Here is a 15,112-nt window from a genome sequence, read left to right as displayed (position 1 = left end):
TGCGACGGGGATTAGATCAGCCGGCGCAGCACCACCACGGCGACCACGCCGGCCACCACCGCGACCACCATCGGCACCCGCCGGGCGATCAGGCAGACGAAGGCGGCGGCCAGCGCGTCGGACGGGCGCGACAGGGCGGCCGGCGCCACCAGCGCCACCAGCACCGCGCCCGGCGTTGCCTCCAGCGCCGCACTCGCCGCCGGACCCGGCCGTGTCCGGGCGATCAGCCACGGCCCGCCGATCCGCGTCATCCAGGTGACCAGCGCCCCGCCCAGCACGACGGCGAAGACGCTCCAGTCCAGTTGCAGGGACTCAGGCATCGCGCATCCTCCTCTTCCCCTGGACGGCGGCGACCGCTCCGCCGGCCAGGGCGCCGGCCAGAATGTGCCAGGTGCCGCCGGAGGACAGCGCATGGACGGCCAATGCCGCGGCGGCACTCGCCAGCCAGGGCGGCAGCGAACCGGCGCCGCGCCAGAACCCGGCCAGCAGGCAGAGGAAGACGGCGATGAAGGTGAAATCCAACCCCCAGGCAGTGGGATCGGCGATCAGCGCGCCGGCCAGCGTCCCGGCCACCGTGCTGGTCAACCACGCCAGATAGAGTGTCGCCGCCACCCCGTACCAGTATGCCAGCGTCAGTTCCGGCCCGCGGCGCAGCGCCAGCGCCCATTGCTCGTCGGTCATGAAGAACAGTGCCAGCCCGGCCCGTGCCCGCGGAACGCCCCGGAACTGCTGCTCCAGCGTCGCCCCCATCAGCAGGTGGCGCAGGTTGACCAGCAGGATGGCGCCGACCACCGCCAGTCCGGCGCTGCCCCCGCTCCCATTTTTGTCCAGCAGCTCGACGGCGACGAACTGGGAACTGCCGGCGAAGACCAGGGCGCTCATCAGCCCCATGTCCAGCGCCGACAGCCCGGCCTTGGCGGCGAGGCTGCCCAGCAGGAAGCCGAAGGGGACCGCGCCCGCCACGATGGGCAGGCAATGGACGACGCCCGACGCGAACTCCTGCCGCGGGGATGCCGGTATGGTGATGCTGTCCATGCTCATGACTGTGACGCTAGGCGGCTGCGGCGGGCACGTCTTGGACGGGATTGCTGCCGCGCCGGTATTGGCCGGGGGAGACGCCGACCCGCCCCTTGAACACCCGGTTGAAATGCGCCTGATCGCAGAAGCCGCAGGCCAGCGCCACGTCGGCCAGGGGCAGGGAGCCCGCCAGCTGCCGCTTGGCCTGGGCGACCCGCCGGTCGGTCAGGTAGCCGTGCGGGGTCGTCCCCACCGCCGCCCGGAAGACGCGCAGCAGGTGGAACCGGCTGAGCCCCGCCGCCTCCGCCAGATCGGCCAGTTCGACCGGGCTGTCGAGATGGGCGTCCAGATACTCCCGCGCCCGGCGGACGGCCGCCGGCTCCCGCCCCACGTCGCGCGGGCGGGCGGTCAGGTCGCCGTGACGCAGGGCCAGGGCGGTGAAGGCGCGCAGCGCGTCGGTGTCGGTGCGCAGCGGTTCGCGGTGCGCTCCTTCCAACCCATGGTGCAGGCCACGCAGGGCCTGGAACAGCTCCGGGTCATCCAGTTCCGTGGCGGAAAAATGCGGTGCGGCGGAACGGCCCAGCGCCTCGGCCATCGCCTGTTCGAACAGTGCCACCGATGGGTAGAACATGCGGTAGGCATAGCCGTCCGCCGCCGGGCGGCCGTCATGCAGGACCTCCGGGTCCAGCACCACCACCTGACCGACATTCGCCACCCGCTCGGCACCGCGGCAGCGGTAAAGCTCGGTCCCGGCGGTGATGACGCCGACCACATAGGTCTCGTGCGTGTGGGGGGTGTAGCTGTGGCGCTGGAAGCGCGCGTTCAGGCATTCCATGCCGTCGAAGCGCGGTTCGCGCCACAGCCGGGCGAAGTCGCCGCCACCGGCCGGTGTCTGATGCAATGAAGGATCTAGGGCTGATTGTTGGTCCATGCCGCAGTCTAACAGGCGCAGACGCCAGTCGTCTTGGACAGGATTGCGGGTGGATCACTCCACGCGCCGGCCGACGGCATGTTCCGCCGGATCACCGGTATGGTCGGGGAATGGCAGGCCATGGCCGGACTGGTGGCTGTCATGGACCAAGCAATCCTCCGCGATCAGCGGCCACAGATGGGAGCGAAGAAAGCGCTGGTCCTGCCAGCGGTCGGCCTCCGCCGAGGCGAAGCGCTCGATCAGCGGCTCCAGCGGCGGCAGCAGACCGGCGATCCCTCCCCACATGCCGGCAAGCATCAGTTCGCTGTGCAACGGGTGGTCACGCATGACGTGGAAGGGCTTGCCCGACGCGATCCACGCTTCCACCGCCGCCCGTTCGCGTGGCCCGACGCGGGAATCGCAGTCGCGGCAGACGAAGCGGCGCACGGTCGGGTCGTCGGATGCCAGGAAGCGCCAATAAAGGCCGATGACCGGGCCGTTCCCCGGCGGCATGACCACCCGTTCCACCCCCAGCGCGTCCAGTTCCGCCAGCACGTTTGGCGGCACGCTGTCGTCGTGGTAGATGCGGCAGGTCCAGCCTGGATAGAGCGACGGCACGAGCCGGGCATTCTCCACGGCGCCGCGGCTGTAGAGCCCGCAGGTGCCCCATAGGCTGAAGGCGACGACGTCGCGGGTGCGGCGTTCCGGCGCGGCCGGTCGGTCGCGCAAGCGGGGCAGGGCCAGTTCCGCTCCCTCCCGCATGGCGATCTCCGCTTTCTGCGTCAGGATCCTGTCGGCATGCGCCAGTGAGTCCGCCTCCCGATAGGATTGGAACAGCAGGATCGCGAGGTTCTCGCGCGCTTCGAGGAAATCGGGAGCCAGGACCACCGACCGGGCCAGCGCCAGCGCCGCTGCTTCCAGCGTTGCCAGTTCGAGACCGCCGGCTTGCTTGGTCAGGATGCCGATGTTGAAGAACGCCCCGTCATGGTCGGGTTGCAGCGCCAGCGTCTGGCGGTAGCGGGCCAGCGCATCCTCCGGCCGGCCGGCGCGGGCGCAGGCGTTGCCGAGCTGGAACAACCGTTCCGCCGTCGGCGGCTCCAGTGCGGACAGGCGCGTCAGGTCGGCGACCGCTGCTTCCGCCCGCTGCCGTTCCAGATGGTGGATGGCGCGCAGTTCCAGCAGCAGGCCCAGGCGCTGCCGGCTTTCCCCGTCCTCCCGGTCGAGCGTCAGCGCCCGGCCCAGCGCGTCGATCGCCGCATCGGTATCGCCGGTCATCTGGGCCGCCATGCCCAGCAGTGCCAGGGCGGCGGGATCGTCCGGTCGCAGGGCCAAGGCACGGCGCTGGCAGGCCGCGGCCTCTGCCGGATGGCCGAGCGCCCGATGGATCTTGCCGAGGTCACGGTGGTAATCGGCCAAGTCGGGGCGAACGCGCAGTGCCGCGGCAAGGCGTTGCGCGGCCTCGTCCAGTCGGCCAGTCTGGGCAAGCACCAAGCCCAGCAGATGGGCGGCGCTGTGGGTTTCAGGGGCTGCGTCGAGAATGCGGCCATAGAGGATTTCCGCCTCCCGCAGCCGGCCAGCCCCGTGATGGTCGACGGCGACCCGCAAGGCTTCCTGGATCGAGGCCATGACACTCCTCTTGCATGTCGTCGGCAATCACAAGGCGACGCGGCCATCATCAGCATGCTGGTGGCGAAGCAGGCTCGCCCGAGGGGCATAGGCGTTTCCCCTCTCCCGGGGGAAGAGGGGGTTTGGAAGCGGGTGAGGACCGCCTTACGACGCCTTGACGGTCTTCTTCTTCGGCGCGGCAGCTTCCGCCGGAGCGTCCTTCGCCGATTTCGCCTTGGTCGCCTTCTTGGCGGCCGGCTTCTTCGCCGCAGTCTTCGCCGGGGCCTTCGCCTTGGCGGGCTTCTCCGCCTCCGCACCCTCGGCCTTGGCCGGTTCAGCGTCCTTGGCCGCCTTGCCGCCCTTCTTGGCGGCGTCCTTGGCGACCTTGGCGTCGATCAGTTCCAGCGCCTGTTCCAGCGTGACGCTGTCCGGCTCGGTTCCCTTGGGGATCGAGGCATAGACGCTGGCGTGCTTCACATAGGGGCCGAAGCGGCCGGAGCCCATGGTGATCGGCTTGCCGGTCTTCGGGTGGTCGCCCAGCGTCTTGGCCGGAGCCGACGCCTTCTTGGCGGCACCGGCCAGCAGGTCGACGGCGCGGTTGATGCCGATGGTCAGGACGTCGTCGTCCGCCGTCAGCGACTTGTAGACGCTGCCATGCTTCAGGTACGGGCCGAAGCGGCCGATGCCGGCGCTGATCTCCTCGCCGGTTTCCGGATGGTTGCCGATGGTGCGCGGCAGGGCCAGCAGCCGCAGCGCGGTGTCGAGATCGACGTCGCCTGCCGCCATGCCCTTGGGCAGCGACACCCGCTTGGGCTTCGGCGCCTCGTCCTTCTTCTTTTTCTTCGCCTTCGGCTTCTTCCCGTCGGCGGCCGGTTCCTCGGCCGCGGGTTCCTCCGGCGGGGTAGCGGCCGCAGGCGCCGGGCCCAGCTGGATGTAGGCGCCGAAGGGGCCGCGGCGCACCGTCACCGGCAGGCCGGTCTCCGGATCGTTGCCCAGCTCACGCGGGCCTTCCTGCGCCTCGCCGTTCTCGTCGTTGGCGACGGCCAGCGGCCGGGTGTAGCGGCATTCCGGATAGCGTGAGCAGCCGATGAAGGCGCCCATCTTGCCCAGCTTCAGCCCCAGCCGGCCCTCGCGGCAGACCGGGCAGACGCGCGGGTCATGGCCGTCCTCGGTGGCGGCCGGGAAGAAATGGGCACCCAGCTCGCTGTCGAGCGTGGTCAGCACCTGGGTGATCGTCAGATCCTTGGTGCCGTTCACCGCCACGTCGAAGGCGGTCCAGAAATCGCGCAGGACGGTCTTCCAGTCGATCTTGCCGTCGGAGATTTCGTCCAGCTGGTTCTCCAGCTCCGCCGTGAAGTTGTACTCCACATAGCGGTGGAAGAAATTCTCCAGGAAGGCCGTCACCAGCCGGCCGCGGTCCTCCGGGATGAAGCGCCGCTTGTCCAGCCGGACGTAATTGCGGTCCTGCAGGACCTGGAGGATCGAGGCGTAGGTGGACGGACGGCCGATGCCCAGCTCCTCCAGCTTCTTGACCAGGCTGGCCTCGGAATAGCGCGGCGGCGGCTGGGTGAAATGCTGCTCCGGATTGATGTCGCCGCGGGAAAGAGCATCGCCCTGGTCCATGGCGGGCAGGCGGCGTTCCTGCTGGTCGTCCTCGGCCGCATCGTCGCGGTCCTCCTGATAGACCTTCAGGAAGCCGTCGAACACGACGATGGAGCCGGTGGCGCGCAGCACCACGTCCTTCGACGGGCTGGCGATGTCGACCGCCACCTGATCCAGTACGGCGCTTTCCATCTGGCTGGCCAGCGTACGCTTCCAGATCAGCTCATAGAGCCGCAGCTCGTCCTGCTCCAGATGGCCGGCCACCGATTCGGGGCGACGGTGCAGGTCGGTGGGGCGGATGGCCTCGTGGGCCTCCTGGGCGTTCTTGGCGGCGGTCTTGTAGACGCGCGGCTGGGCCGGGACGTAGCGCTCGCCATACTGCGTGCCGATCAGGCCGCGGGCGCCGTCGATGGCCTCCTGCGACAGGCTGACGCCGTCGGTTCGCATATAGGTGATGAGGCCGACCGTCTCGCCGCCGATGTCGACGCCCTCATACAGCTTCTGCGCCGTGCGCATGGTGCGGGTGGCGCCGAAGCCCAGCTTGCGCGAGGCCTCCTGCTGGAGGGTGGAGGTGGTGAAGGGCGGCGACGGGTTGCGGCGGCTCTGCTTGCGCTCCACCGTCGAGACGGCGAAGGCCTGCGGACGGATCTTCGCCACCGCGGCCTCGGCCGCCTCGCGGTTGGGCAGGCCGAACTTGTCGAGCTTCTTTCCGTCCAGCTGGGTCAGCGACGCGGTGAAGCTGGAGCCGGCCGGCGTGGTGAAACCGACGGCGATCGACCAGTATTCCTGCGGCTTGAAGACCTCGATCTCCGACTCGCGCTCGCAGATCAGGCGCAGGGCCACCGACTGCACGCGGCCGGCCGACTTGGAGCCCGGCAGCTTGCGCCACAGCACCGGCGACAGGGTGAAGCCGACCAGATAGTCCAGCGCCCGGCGCGCCAGATAGGCGTCGACCAGTTCGCGCGAGACGTCGCGCGGGTTGGCGATGGCGGCCTGCACCGCGCTCTTGGTGATCTCGTTGAAGGTGATGCGCTGGACGTCGCGGTTGTCGGTCAGACGTTTTTCGCGCAGCAGTTCCGACAGGTGCCAGGCGATGGCCTCTCCCTCGCGATCCGGGTCGGTTGCGAGATAGACGCGGTCGGCCGACTTCACCGCCTTGGCGATCTCGTCGATGTGGCGCTTGGACCGGTCGCCCAGTTCCCATTCCATCGCGAAGTCTTCATCCGGGCGCACCGAGCCGTCCCGCGCCGGAAGGTCGCGGACATGGCCGAAGCTGGCGATGACGGTGTAGTCGTCGCCCAGATACTTGTTGATGGTCTTCGCCTTGGCCGGCGATTCGACGATGACGACGTTGCTGCCCGGCAAGAAACCAGCCCTTCGCGTATGCCCACCCAAATCAAAGCGGCGCCGATCAGGCGAGAGAGACCTGATGACCGGGAAGACGCTGGACTCGGCCGGCAAGCTCAAGTTCCAGAACCACGGTCAGCACCACCGGAGCGGACAATTGGCACCCGCGGACGAGTTCGTCAATGGTGACGGGCGAGGGGCCGAGGTTTTCCAGCACCACGGCGCGGGCCCTGGCAAGGTCCGATTCGTCCGGTTCGCCGGCCGGGCCGGGTGTGTGGATGGGCGGGCTGAACAGGTCGCGCTGCCGCTCCGCCAGCGTCGGCGGTCGCAGGGTTTCGATGGCGCGCAGCACGTCGTCGGCCCGCTCCACCAGCGCGGCGCCCTGGCGCAGCAGGTTGTTGGTGCCGTGGCAGCGCGGATCGAGCGGGGAGCCCGGAACCGCCATCACCTCGCGGCCCTGTTCCAGCGCCATGCGCGCAGTGATCAGCGAGCCGGAGCGCAGCGCCGCCTCCACCACCAGCACGCCCAGCGACAGGCCGGAGATCAGGCGGTTGCGGCGGGGGAAATGGCGGGCCTGCGGCTGGGTGCCGATGGCGCTTTCCGCCACCACCACGCCCTGCGCCATGATGTCGCGGTAAAGCTGCTCATTCTCCGGCGGATAGACGATGTCGATGCCGCCGGCCAGCACCGCGGCGGTCCCACTGGCGAGAGAGCCGGCATGGGCGGCGGTGTCGATGCCGCGGGCAAGGCCGGAAACGACCAGCAGCCCGGCCGCTCCCAGCTCGCGGGCCAGCGATTCGGCGAACTTCTTACCGTTCAGCGAGGCGTTGCGCGCCCCGACGATGGCGACGGCGCGCCGGTGCAGCAGATGGGCGTGCCCGGCGACCGAGATCACCGGCGGCGCGTCGTCCACCGCTGCCAAGGGTTCCGGGTAATCCGGCTCGCAGGCGCAGAGCAGCCGGGCACCGAAGCGGCGGTTCGCCTGCATCTCCCGCTCCGCCTCGGCTTTGGAGGCGACCCGAAGCGGCTTCGCCCGCCCGCCGCGCCGCGCCAGCTCCGGCAGCATGTCCAGCGCCCTGGCGGCACTGCCGTACTGATCCAGCAGGCGGTGAAAGGTGATCGGCCCGACATTCTCCGTACGGATGAGACGGAGCCAGTCGAGCCGTTCGGCGTCGGTCAGCGGGCGGCGGAATTGTGTCATGTGAATGGTGTTTACAACCGGGTATGGTTGCTTTCAACATGCATTCGCATGAACGCTTGCTTTATGAATGGCTTTTTCAGCCGCGATGCTTGCCGCCATCCTCGACGTCGTTCCGTCGGACAGCTCAGGATTGCTGCAAGAGCGAAACCACTTTCATTGTTATCCGAAACATTATTTCCGGCGGTGAGTAAAGGATCAAACTCCCATTCATTCCATATCGTCTGTGGAACTATCGGGCGCAACCTTTGGTCATCCCATTTAAGGAAAATAAACATTTCCTTAACTTGCAATTTGTCACAAGATTTAGTGGTTCCCCTTATGGAAGCCGATTTCATTTTTGGTATGATCTGCCCCATACCAGCGTACTCAAGTGAGGGCAAAAGATGTTCGGACGGGGGAAGAGCAATCGGGCGCTGGCTCGTAAGCTGGCCGCGCTGGATGCGTTGCGGGCCAAGGTGATGGTGGCGGATGCCGATCTGAACATCGTCCACGTGAACCCGGCGGTGACCGCGCTTCTGCGCGATGTCGAAGGCGACCTGCGCAAGGAACTGCCCCGTCTGGACGTGAGCCGACTCGTCGGCAGCAACATCGACGTCTTCCATAAGAACCCGAGCCACCAGCGCGGGCTGCTCGCGGCGTTGACCAAGCCCTACGCCGCCACCATCAAGGTCGGCGGCCATCAGTTCGACCTGCTCGTCACGCCATTGACGGAAGGCACTGAGCGCATCGGCTTCGTCGTCGAATGGGCGGACGCCAAGGAGCGGCTGGAGAACCTCGACTATGCCTCGCAGATGGCGGCGATCAGCCGGTCGCAGGCGGTGATCGAGTTCACGACCGAGGGCGTCATCACCAAGGTCAACGACAATTTCCTCAAGGTGATGGGCTATCGCCGGGAAGAGGTGATCGGCAAGCACCACAGCATCTTCGTCGAGCAGGCTTATCGCGACAGCGCCGAATACACCCGGTTCTGGGAAACCCTGCGGCGTGGCGAATTCCAGGCGGCGCAATACAAGCGGATCAGCAAGTCCGGTAAGCCGGTGTGGATCGAAGGCGCCTACAACCCGATCTTCGACGAGAAGGGGAAGGTCACCAAGGTCGTCAAGTTCGCGGTCGACATCACCGCGCAGATCGAACTGCTGAACAACCTCAAGATCATGATCGACAAGAATTTCGGCGAGGTCGACCAGGCGCTCCAGCTGTCGATGGGGGAAGCGCATTCCGCCAACGATGCCGCCGGTTCGACCTCGGCCAGCGTGCAGGCGGTGGCGGCGAGTGCCGAGGAACTGGTCGCGTCCATCGGCGAGATTTCCCAGAGCATGACCCGTGCCCGCTCGGCAACGGACGGCGCCTTCGACCGCACCGTCGCGGTGGCGGAAAGCACCGACCGGCTGGCCGCCGCCGCCCAGGCGATGAACGGCATCGTCGGGCTGATCAACAGCATCGCCGGCCAGATCAATCTGCTGGCGCTGAATGCCACCATCGAAGCGGCCCGTGCCGGGGAGGCGGGGAAAGGCTTCGCCGTCGTCGCCTCGGAGGTGAAGAACCTCGCCAATCAGGCCGGGAAGGCGACCGAGCAGATCTCCGCCGAGATCGAGGGCATCCAGTCGACCTCGACCGAAGTCGCCAACGCGCTGAACGCCATCCGCGAGGCCGTGTCCGTGGTGCGGGAGCATGTGACCGGTACCGCGTCGGCGGTGGAGGAGCAGAGCGCCGTCACCCAGAACATGTCGTCCAACATGCAGAGCGCATCTGCCGCCGTGGCGACGGTGACCTCCAACATCGCCGCCATCTCCACCGCGGTCAGCCAGGTGGCCGGTGCGGTCGGACGGACCAAGGAAGCGGCGCACGTCCTCGTGCGGTGACGGAGGTTCGTTGACGGACACTTTTTTGATGGATACCGGGCCGGGCGCCGCACTCCGCAGCGCCCGGCCTTTCGTGTCCGTCAGCGCTTGTGGAACATCGGGCGGCGCTTTTCGAAGAATGCGGTGATGCCTTCTTTCGCCTCGCCATGGTGCAGGGCCTCGACGAACAGATCGCTTTCGCGGGCAAGCTGGGTGGCGAAGCTGCCATAGGCCAGCTCCATCAGCTTCTTGGCCCGGCCCATGGCGCCGCCCGGCCCTTCGGCGATGGTTTCTGCCCAGGCGGTCGCCTCGGCCAACGCCCGGCCGGGGGCGGTGACGCGGTTGACGACTCCGGCGGCATGCAGGCGCGCCGCATCTACCGGGCCCCCGGTCAGCATCAGCTCCGCATAGAGCTGCGGCGGCAGGGCGCGGGCGAGCGAGGCGGAAGCGCCCCCGTCGGCCGTCAGCCCGACCTTGACATAGGCGGTCAGGAACTGGGCGTCCTCGGCCGCGACGATCAGGTCGCAGGCCAGCGCCAGCGAGAAGCCGGCGCCGGCGGCCGGACCCTCCACCGCGGCGACGATCGGCTTCGGGCATTCACGCATGGCGCGGACCCAGCCGTGGAAGCGCTCGATGCCGTCCCGGTTCTCCGAGCGCGAGCGGCTGCCATGGTGATAGAGATTGTTCAGGTGCCCGCCCGAACTGAAGGCGCCGCCGGCACCGGTCAGTACGATCGCGCCGATGCCGGGGTCGTGCGTCGCCTCGTCCAGCGCGTCGCGGCCGGCGGCCATCATTTTCAAACCCAGCGCGTTGCGGGTGCCGGTGTCGCTCATGGTCAGCACCATGACGCGGCCCTGGCGTTCAACCGTCATGCTGCCGGTATCCTGACGTTCGTTCATGATCGTTTCTTCCCGGTTGTCGTTGTCCGGCAATCGGAACCTCGCCGGATGGTAGAACCACTGTGACAGCCGGCGGGCGGTGCTCCAATCCGTCCGACCGGTATAGGAGCAACCCGGATGCCGCGGGAAACCGCTGTTTCTCCACAGTACCCCTTCCTACATCGGGGTGAGGCCTATCGCCGCGCACGGCTGTGGCGGTACCGGCCGGCAAGGGCAAGGGTGGGTGGGAGCAGGGCATGGCGCTGGCGCTGGACCGGCAAGGCCGGGGCGGGGGTAGGGAGCCGGTGGCCGCCATGGCCGTTCCGCCCTATGCAAACCGCACCGTGATTCTCGTCTGCGTGCTGGCTTTCGTCCTGCGGCTGCCGCCGGAATCCTTCGCTTTCGTCCCCGCCTATTTCTTCGGAACGGTCGAGCTGGCCGGGCCGCTGCCTACCGGCGCGCTGTGGCGCGGGCTGTTCGGCCATGTGCTGATCCATGGCGACCTGACGCATCTGCTGTCCAACATGGCGGTGCTGTGGCTGCTGGGCGACGTGGTGGAACGGGAGGCCGGCCATCTGCGCTATCTGATGCTGTTCCTTGCCGGAACGGTGGCTGCGGCGCTGACGGAGGGGCTGCTCGCCGTCGACAGGATGGCGCCGCTGATCGGGGCGAGCGGGGCGATCTGCGCGCTGATGGGCGCCTTCCCGTGGATTCGTCCGCGCGTCGGCCTGCTGTCCCGGCGCCTGCCCCGGCGGCTGGTGCAAGGGGCGATTCTGGCTTTCGCGCTGTTGAACGCGGCGATGATGCTGGTCCCGCTGAAGGCCGGGTCTCCGCTGGCCGAGGTCGGCTGGGGCGCCCATGCCGGCGGGCTGGCCGCCGGGCTGCTGCTGGGCGCCGTGCTGATCATTTCCAAGCGCGACCGGCCCAAGCGCGGCCGGCCCAGGCGCGAAGGATCAAACCGCGGCCCTTGAGCATTTGCCGGGAGCGGTTGCATTTGCCGCCGCCGCCCGAAATACTCGCGCTGACCTTCAGCGGGAGAGTGCGGTTGATGAGCGACGGCAAGATTGGTGAGACTGTCCTGGGCGTGATCGGCGGCAGCGGCCTGTACGACATCGACGGGCTGGAGAACACCCGCTGGGTCAAGGTGACGACTCCCTTCGGCGACCCGTCGGATGAGCTGCTGACCGGCGAACTGGCGGGCCGGAAACTGGTCTTCCTGCCGCGCCACGGCCGAGGCCACCGCATCCCCCCGTCGGAACTGAATTTCCGCGCCAACATCCATGCGCTGAAGCAGCTGGGCGTGACCGAGATCCTGTCGGTGTCGGCGGTCGGCTCGCTGAAGGAGCATCTGCCGCCCGGCACCTTCGTGGTGATCGACCAGTTCATCGACCGCACCTTCGCCCGCGACAAGACCTTCTTCGGCAGCGGGCTGGTCGCCCATGTGGCGCTGGGCCATCCGGTCTGCGGCCGGCTGGGCGACCTGATCGAGGAGGCGCTGGCCGAGCTGGACATCCCGCACCAGCGGCGCGGCACCTATATGGTGATGGAAGGGCCGCAATTCTCCACCGTCGCCGAATCAAACCTCTATCGGAGCTGGGGCTGCGATGTCATCGGCATGACCAACATGCCGGAGGCCAAGCTCGCCCGCGAGGCCGAGATGTGCTACGCGACCGTCGCCATGGTCACCGATTATGATTGCTGGCACGAGGAGCACGACCATGTCTCGGTCGATGCCGTGATCCGGGTGGTGGTCGCCAATGCCGGAAAGGCCCGCTCGCTGGTGGCGGCGCTGGCACCGAAGGTGGTGCGGCGCGAGGGGCTGTGCGCGCAGGGCTGCCACACCGCGCTCGACAACGCCATCATGACCGCACCCGGTCACCGCGACCCGGCGATGCTGGAAAAGCTGTCGCTGATCGTGAAGCGCACGCTCGGCTGAGTCGTTGCCGACGGGGTGAAAAAGCACTATTTTCTGGGGTGGGCGTACCGGGGCTGCTTTCCCCGGCACGCCCGCCCGATCAGCGGTTCAGGTACTCAAGCACCAGCTTGACCACCTGCAACAGCAGGATCAGGAGAGTGAGGATTTTCTCCATCCTCTTGCCCTCCGTTGGTGCGGCGCGGGCGGTGGCCGGTCCACCGCCCCGACCGCGCGGCAAACATGCCAAGCATCCCCGGCATTTTGAATATGTAAGTTGTATGTAATTTTGCCCGCTCGCTTTTATGCGCGCAAAATGTGCTTGTGCGTGGAATGAAACGATGCATGCGCTCTTCCTTTCCCGCCCATGAACGAAAGTAGGGGTGGGTGCCATTCCGCGCGTCGCATATATCATCGGTACACGTAACCATTCAGGCGACGGCAAGACGGTTCCGCGGTTGATTGACCGGCTGACGGATGCTCGGCTGAGCAGACGCATGTCCCGGTGTCTTCCTGCGATGCATTGCTTTGAAAATCCCGGGTCGGGCGGTGGCTGCTGACCGCCGTTCCAGTCGCGCATGCAGGCTATATTTCCCATGCGATGGAATAGAGCCGGAATGGAAGCCATGCATTTTGACGAATTGTCGGAAGGCTGCCGCAATTTCTAGGATTGTTCGGACACCATAGTGTCTTCTGTTCGGCAAATGGCGTCATCGCTCAACCGGCGCCATGGCCACAACGATGAGGAAACGTTCATGAAGCGTCGTTCCTTCCTGACCTCGGCCGGTGTCGGCGTCGCCGCCAGCACCCTGGCGGCCCCCGCCATCGCGCAGAGCCAGCCGGAGATCCATTGGCGTCTGGCGTCCAGCTTCCCCAAGAGCCTGGACACCATTTACGGCGCCGCCGATACGATTGCCGCCCGCGTCGCCGCCGCCACCGACGGGAAGTTCACCATCCGTCCCTTCGCCGCCGGCGAGATCGTCCCCGGCCTGCAGGTTCTGGATGCGGTGCAGAACGGCACGGTCGAATGCGGCCACACCGCCAGCTATTACTATGTCGGCAAGGATCCGACCTTCACCTTCGACGCGACGGTGCCGTTCGGTCTGAACGCCCGCCAGCAGAATGCCTGGATCTACAATGGCGGCGGCATGGCCCTGCTGCGGGAGTTCTTCGACGGCTATGGCGTCATGAACTTCCCGGCCGGCAACACCGGCGTGCAGATGGGCGGCTGGTTCCGCAAGGAGATCAAGACCGTCGAGGACCTGAAGGGTCTGAAGTTCCGCATCGGCGGCTTCGCCGGTCAGGTTCTGGCCAAGCTGGGCACCGTGCCGCAGCAGATCGCCGGCGGCGACATCTATCCGTCGCTGGAAAAGGGCACCATCGACGCCGCCGAGTGGATCGGCCCCTATGACGACGAGAAGCTCGGCTTCAACAAGGTCGCCAAGTACTACTATTATCCGGGCTGGTGGGAAGGCGGGCTGAACGTCTCGCTGCTGGTCAACAAGCAGCAGTGGGAACAGCTGCCCAAGCAGTACAAGGCCGTTCTGGAGGCGGCCTGCTTCGAGGCCAACCTGACGATGAACGCCAAGTACGACGCGGAAAACCCGGCGGCACTGCGCCGTCTGGTCGCCGGTGGCGCCCAGCTGCGTCCCTTCCCGCGCGAGGTGATGGAGGCCTGCTACAAGGCGGCCACCGAGCTGTATGACGAAACCGCCAAGACCAACCCGAAGTTCGCCAAGATCTACGAGCCGTGGAAGAAGTTCCGCGACGACGAGTATCTGTGGTTCCGGGTGGCGGAGAACTCCTTCGACAACTTCGCCTTCACCGCCGGCCTGAAGCGCTGACGGCATAGATGGAGCTTACGGCCCCCGCAGTCCCGTCCCGGATGCGGGGGCTTTCTTTGGGTGGTGTCTGAAGGAATGGCGCGCTTGCGCTGCGCCTGGATGAGCAAGGGCTGATCGACTTTGGCATTGGCGTGCAGTGCGCTTCAATTGCCAACACTATCGGCGGCATCCCATCGTCGAGCGCTGTGGACAAAAAGCTTACGGTCTGTCAGTAGCGGTGGCGAGTTTCTGCCGGTAATTATTTACTACGCGTTCGGCGGCATTCAGCCATTGCTGTCCATCAGCGGAGCGCGGGCCGGTTGAGTGTAAGCCGCGGCGATTGACAAAGAACACATCGCTGGTCTTGATGCACCGGCCTGCGCTCCATTCGCGGCAATAAAACTCGAAGTCTTCCCCGCAGTCCATATCTTCATTGAAGAGGATGCTTCCGGCAAGTGCCGTTTTAACGAAATGGCCAATCTGGAGCGAAAGGAACGGAGGAACGCTCAGTATCTCGTGGAATGATTCTGTGCTGCCAAGCTGACCGGCTCGCAACTGAGAACGATCATGTCCATAGGACATCTCGCAAATCATCCCCCACACTGCATCGTATTCAGACGTATATCTCTGAACGGCGGAGAATGCCGCGGGCGACATCAGGTCGTCAGCGTCCAGGAAGAACAACCAATCGGCTCCGGCTTCCCTGGCTCTGGCAATACCCTGGTTTCTGGCTGCCGATCTGCCCAGAGCACCTTGCCTGTCATCGACGATCAGGTGAAACACATCCGTGAATGGTCCGGAAGATGCCGCTGCTGCGGCTCGAACGGACTGGCGGCATTCAGCAGCCACGCTTTCGTGCCCCGGCCCAAGCGGGGTGATGATCATGCACTTCATCGCCAGGACCAATGCCACTGGAAAGACGGCCTTATTGCAGCAGACCGTGATCAATGTCCATCGTCGCTGAAAGGCTGGTCTT

At 66.6% G+C, this 15,112-nt stretch carries 13 protein-coding genes; 4 read left to right on the top strand and 9 right to left on the bottom strand.

The features are described 5' to 3' along the window. Window positions 1–11 precede the first annotated feature (11 nt). The 6 genes from J2848_RS05680 to dprA all read right to left on the bottom strand — a co-directional run bounded on the left by J2848_RS05680 (window position 12) and on the right by dprA (window position 7,682). A complete protein-coding gene (locus tag J2848_RS05680) occupies window positions 12–320 on the bottom strand; it encodes an AzlD family protein (protein ID WP_149230071.1) in 309 nt (102 codons plus the stop codon). Beyond that, on the bottom strand, window positions 313–1,041 hold the full coding sequence (locus tag J2848_RS05675) for an AzlC family ABC transporter permease (RefSeq protein WP_246193689.1): 729 nt from the start codon (window positions 1,039–1,041) through the stop codon (window positions 313–315). The genes J2848_RS05680 and J2848_RS05675 overlap by 8 nt, the downstream gene beginning before the upstream one ends. Before the next feature lie 10 nt (window positions 1,042–1,051). Continuing rightward, entirely contained in the window at window positions 1,052–1,918 is an 867-nt protein-coding gene (locus J2848_RS05670; protein ID WP_246193690.1) for an AraC family transcriptional regulator, read from the bottom strand. An 84-nt stretch (window positions 1,919–2,002) separates the two neighbouring features. After that, on the bottom strand, window positions 2,003–3,553 hold the full coding sequence (locus J2848_RS05665; protein WP_149230073.1) for a tetratricopeptide repeat protein: 1,551 nt from the start codon (window positions 3,551–3,553) through the stop codon (window positions 2,003–2,005). A gap of 144 nt (window positions 3,554–3,697) precedes the next feature. Continuing rightward, a complete protein-coding gene (gene topA, locus J2848_RS05660; RefSeq protein WP_149230074.1) occupies window positions 3,698–6,499 on the bottom strand; it encodes a type I DNA topoisomerase in 2,802 nt (933 codons plus the stop codon). A 46-nt stretch (window positions 6,500–6,545) separates the two neighbouring features. Then, entirely contained in the window at window positions 6,546–7,682 is a 1,137-nt protein-coding gene (gene dprA / locus J2848_RS05655; protein WP_149230075.1) for a DNA-processing protein DprA, read from the bottom strand. Between the two features lie 383 nt (window positions 7,683–8,065). Between dprA and J2848_RS05650 the strand changes: the two genes are divergently transcribed. After that, window positions 8,066–9,544, top strand: a complete 1,479-nt coding sequence (locus J2848_RS05650) for a methyl-accepting chemotaxis protein (protein ID WP_149230076.1) — start codon at window positions 8,066–8,068, stop codon at window positions 9,542–9,544. An 80-nt stretch (window positions 9,545–9,624) separates the two neighbouring features. On the opposite strand, the gene J2848_RS05645 is transcribed toward J2848_RS05650, so the two are convergent. Then, the gene (locus J2848_RS05645) at window positions 9,625–10,422 is read right to left on the bottom strand and encodes an oxepin-CoA hydrolase, alternative type (protein WP_149230077.1); all 798 of its coding nucleotides are present in this window, start codon (window positions 10,420–10,422) and stop codon (window positions 9,625–9,627) included. 236 nt (window positions 10,423–10,658) lie between these two features. Here J2848_RS05645 and J2848_RS05640 point away from each other — a divergent pair, with 236 nt between their 5' ends. Both J2848_RS05640 and J2848_RS05635 read left to right on the top strand, forming a co-directional pair. Continuing rightward, window positions 10,659–11,372 (top strand): rhomboid family intramembrane serine protease, encoded by a 714-nt coding sequence (locus tag J2848_RS05640; protein ID WP_149230078.1) that lies wholly within the window; start codon window positions 10,659–10,661, stop codon window positions 11,370–11,372. Window positions 11,373–11,449: 77 nt separating this feature from the next. Further along, entirely contained in the window at window positions 11,450–12,337 is an 888-nt protein-coding gene (locus J2848_RS05635; RefSeq protein ID WP_149230079.1) for an S-methyl-5'-thioadenosine phosphorylase, read from the top strand. A 79-nt stretch (window positions 12,338–12,416) separates the two neighbouring features. Here the strand turns inward: J2848_RS05635 and J2848_RS05630 are convergent, their stop codons facing one another. Continuing rightward, a complete protein-coding gene (locus tag J2848_RS05630) occupies window positions 12,417–12,554 on the bottom strand; it encodes a hypothetical protein (RefSeq protein ID WP_170306951.1) in 138 nt (45 codons plus the stop codon). Window positions 12,555–13,068: 514 nt separating this feature from the next. Between J2848_RS05630 and J2848_RS05625 the strand changes: the two genes are divergently transcribed. Beyond that, the gene (locus J2848_RS05625; RefSeq protein WP_109047788.1) at window positions 13,069–14,157 is read left to right on the top strand and encodes a TRAP transporter substrate-binding protein; all 1,089 of its coding nucleotides are present in this window, start codon (window positions 13,069–13,071) and stop codon (window positions 14,155–14,157) included. Window positions 14,158–14,355: 198 nt separating this feature from the next. Here J2848_RS05625 and J2848_RS05620 read toward each other — a convergent pair whose 3' ends face one another. Then, the gene (locus tag J2848_RS05620; protein ID WP_211103053.1) at window positions 14,356–15,021 is read right to left on the bottom strand and encodes a glycosyltransferase; all 666 of its coding nucleotides are present in this window, start codon (window positions 15,019–15,021) and stop codon (window positions 14,356–14,358) included. Between the last annotated feature and the right edge of the window lie 91 nt (window positions 15,022–15,112).

The sequence above is a fragment of the Azospirillum lipoferum genome (assembly GCF_024170005.1).
Taxonomy (GTDB): domain Bacteria; phylum Pseudomonadota; class Alphaproteobacteria; order Azospirillales; family Azospirillaceae; genus Azospirillum; species Azospirillum lipoferum.
The sequence above is the reverse complement of the archived record's forward strand: the minus strand, read 5'-3'. Positions and strand labels throughout refer to the sequence as shown.

What these genes read in the sequence shown, in the direction of transcription:
- J2848_RS05645 (WP_149230077.1), bottom strand. Translation starts at nt 10,422, where the DNA reads ATGAACGAACGTCAGGATACCGGCAGCATGACGGTTGAACGCCAGGGC.
- J2848_RS05675 (WP_246193689.1), bottom strand. Translation starts at nt 1,041, where the DNA reads ATGAGCATGGACAGCATCACCATACCGGCATCCCCGCGGCAGGAGTTC.
- J2848_RS05620 (WP_211103053.1), bottom strand. Translation starts at nt 15,021, where the DNA reads ATGATCATCACCCCGCTTGGGCCGGGGCACGAAAGCGTGGCTGCTGAA.
- J2848_RS05625 (WP_109047788.1), top strand. Translation starts at nt 13,069, where the DNA reads ATGAAGCGTCGTTCCTTCCTGACCTCGGCCGGTGTCGGCGTCGCCGCC.
- J2848_RS05680 (WP_149230071.1), bottom strand. Translation starts at nt 320, where the DNA reads ATGCCTGAGTCCCTGCAACTGGACTGGAGCGTCTTCGCCGTCGTGCTG.
- J2848_RS05635 (WP_149230079.1), top strand. Translation starts at nt 11,450, where the DNA reads ATGAGCGACGGCAAGATTGGTGAGACTGTCCTGGGCGTGATCGGCGGC.
- dprA (WP_149230075.1), bottom strand. Translation starts at nt 7,682, where the DNA reads ATGACACAATTCCGCCGCCCGCTGACCGACGCCGAACGGCTCGACTGG.
- J2848_RS05665 (WP_149230073.1), bottom strand. Translation starts at nt 3,553, where the DNA reads ATGGCCTCGATCCAGGAAGCCTTGCGGGTCGCCGTCGACCATCACGGG.
- J2848_RS05650 (WP_149230076.1), top strand. Translation starts at nt 8,066, where the DNA reads ATGTTCGGACGGGGGAAGAGCAATCGGGCGCTGGCTCGTAAGCTGGCC.
- J2848_RS05640 (WP_149230078.1), top strand. Translation starts at nt 10,659, where the DNA reads ATGGCGCTGGCGCTGGACCGGCAAGGCCGGGGCGGGGGTAGGGAGCCG.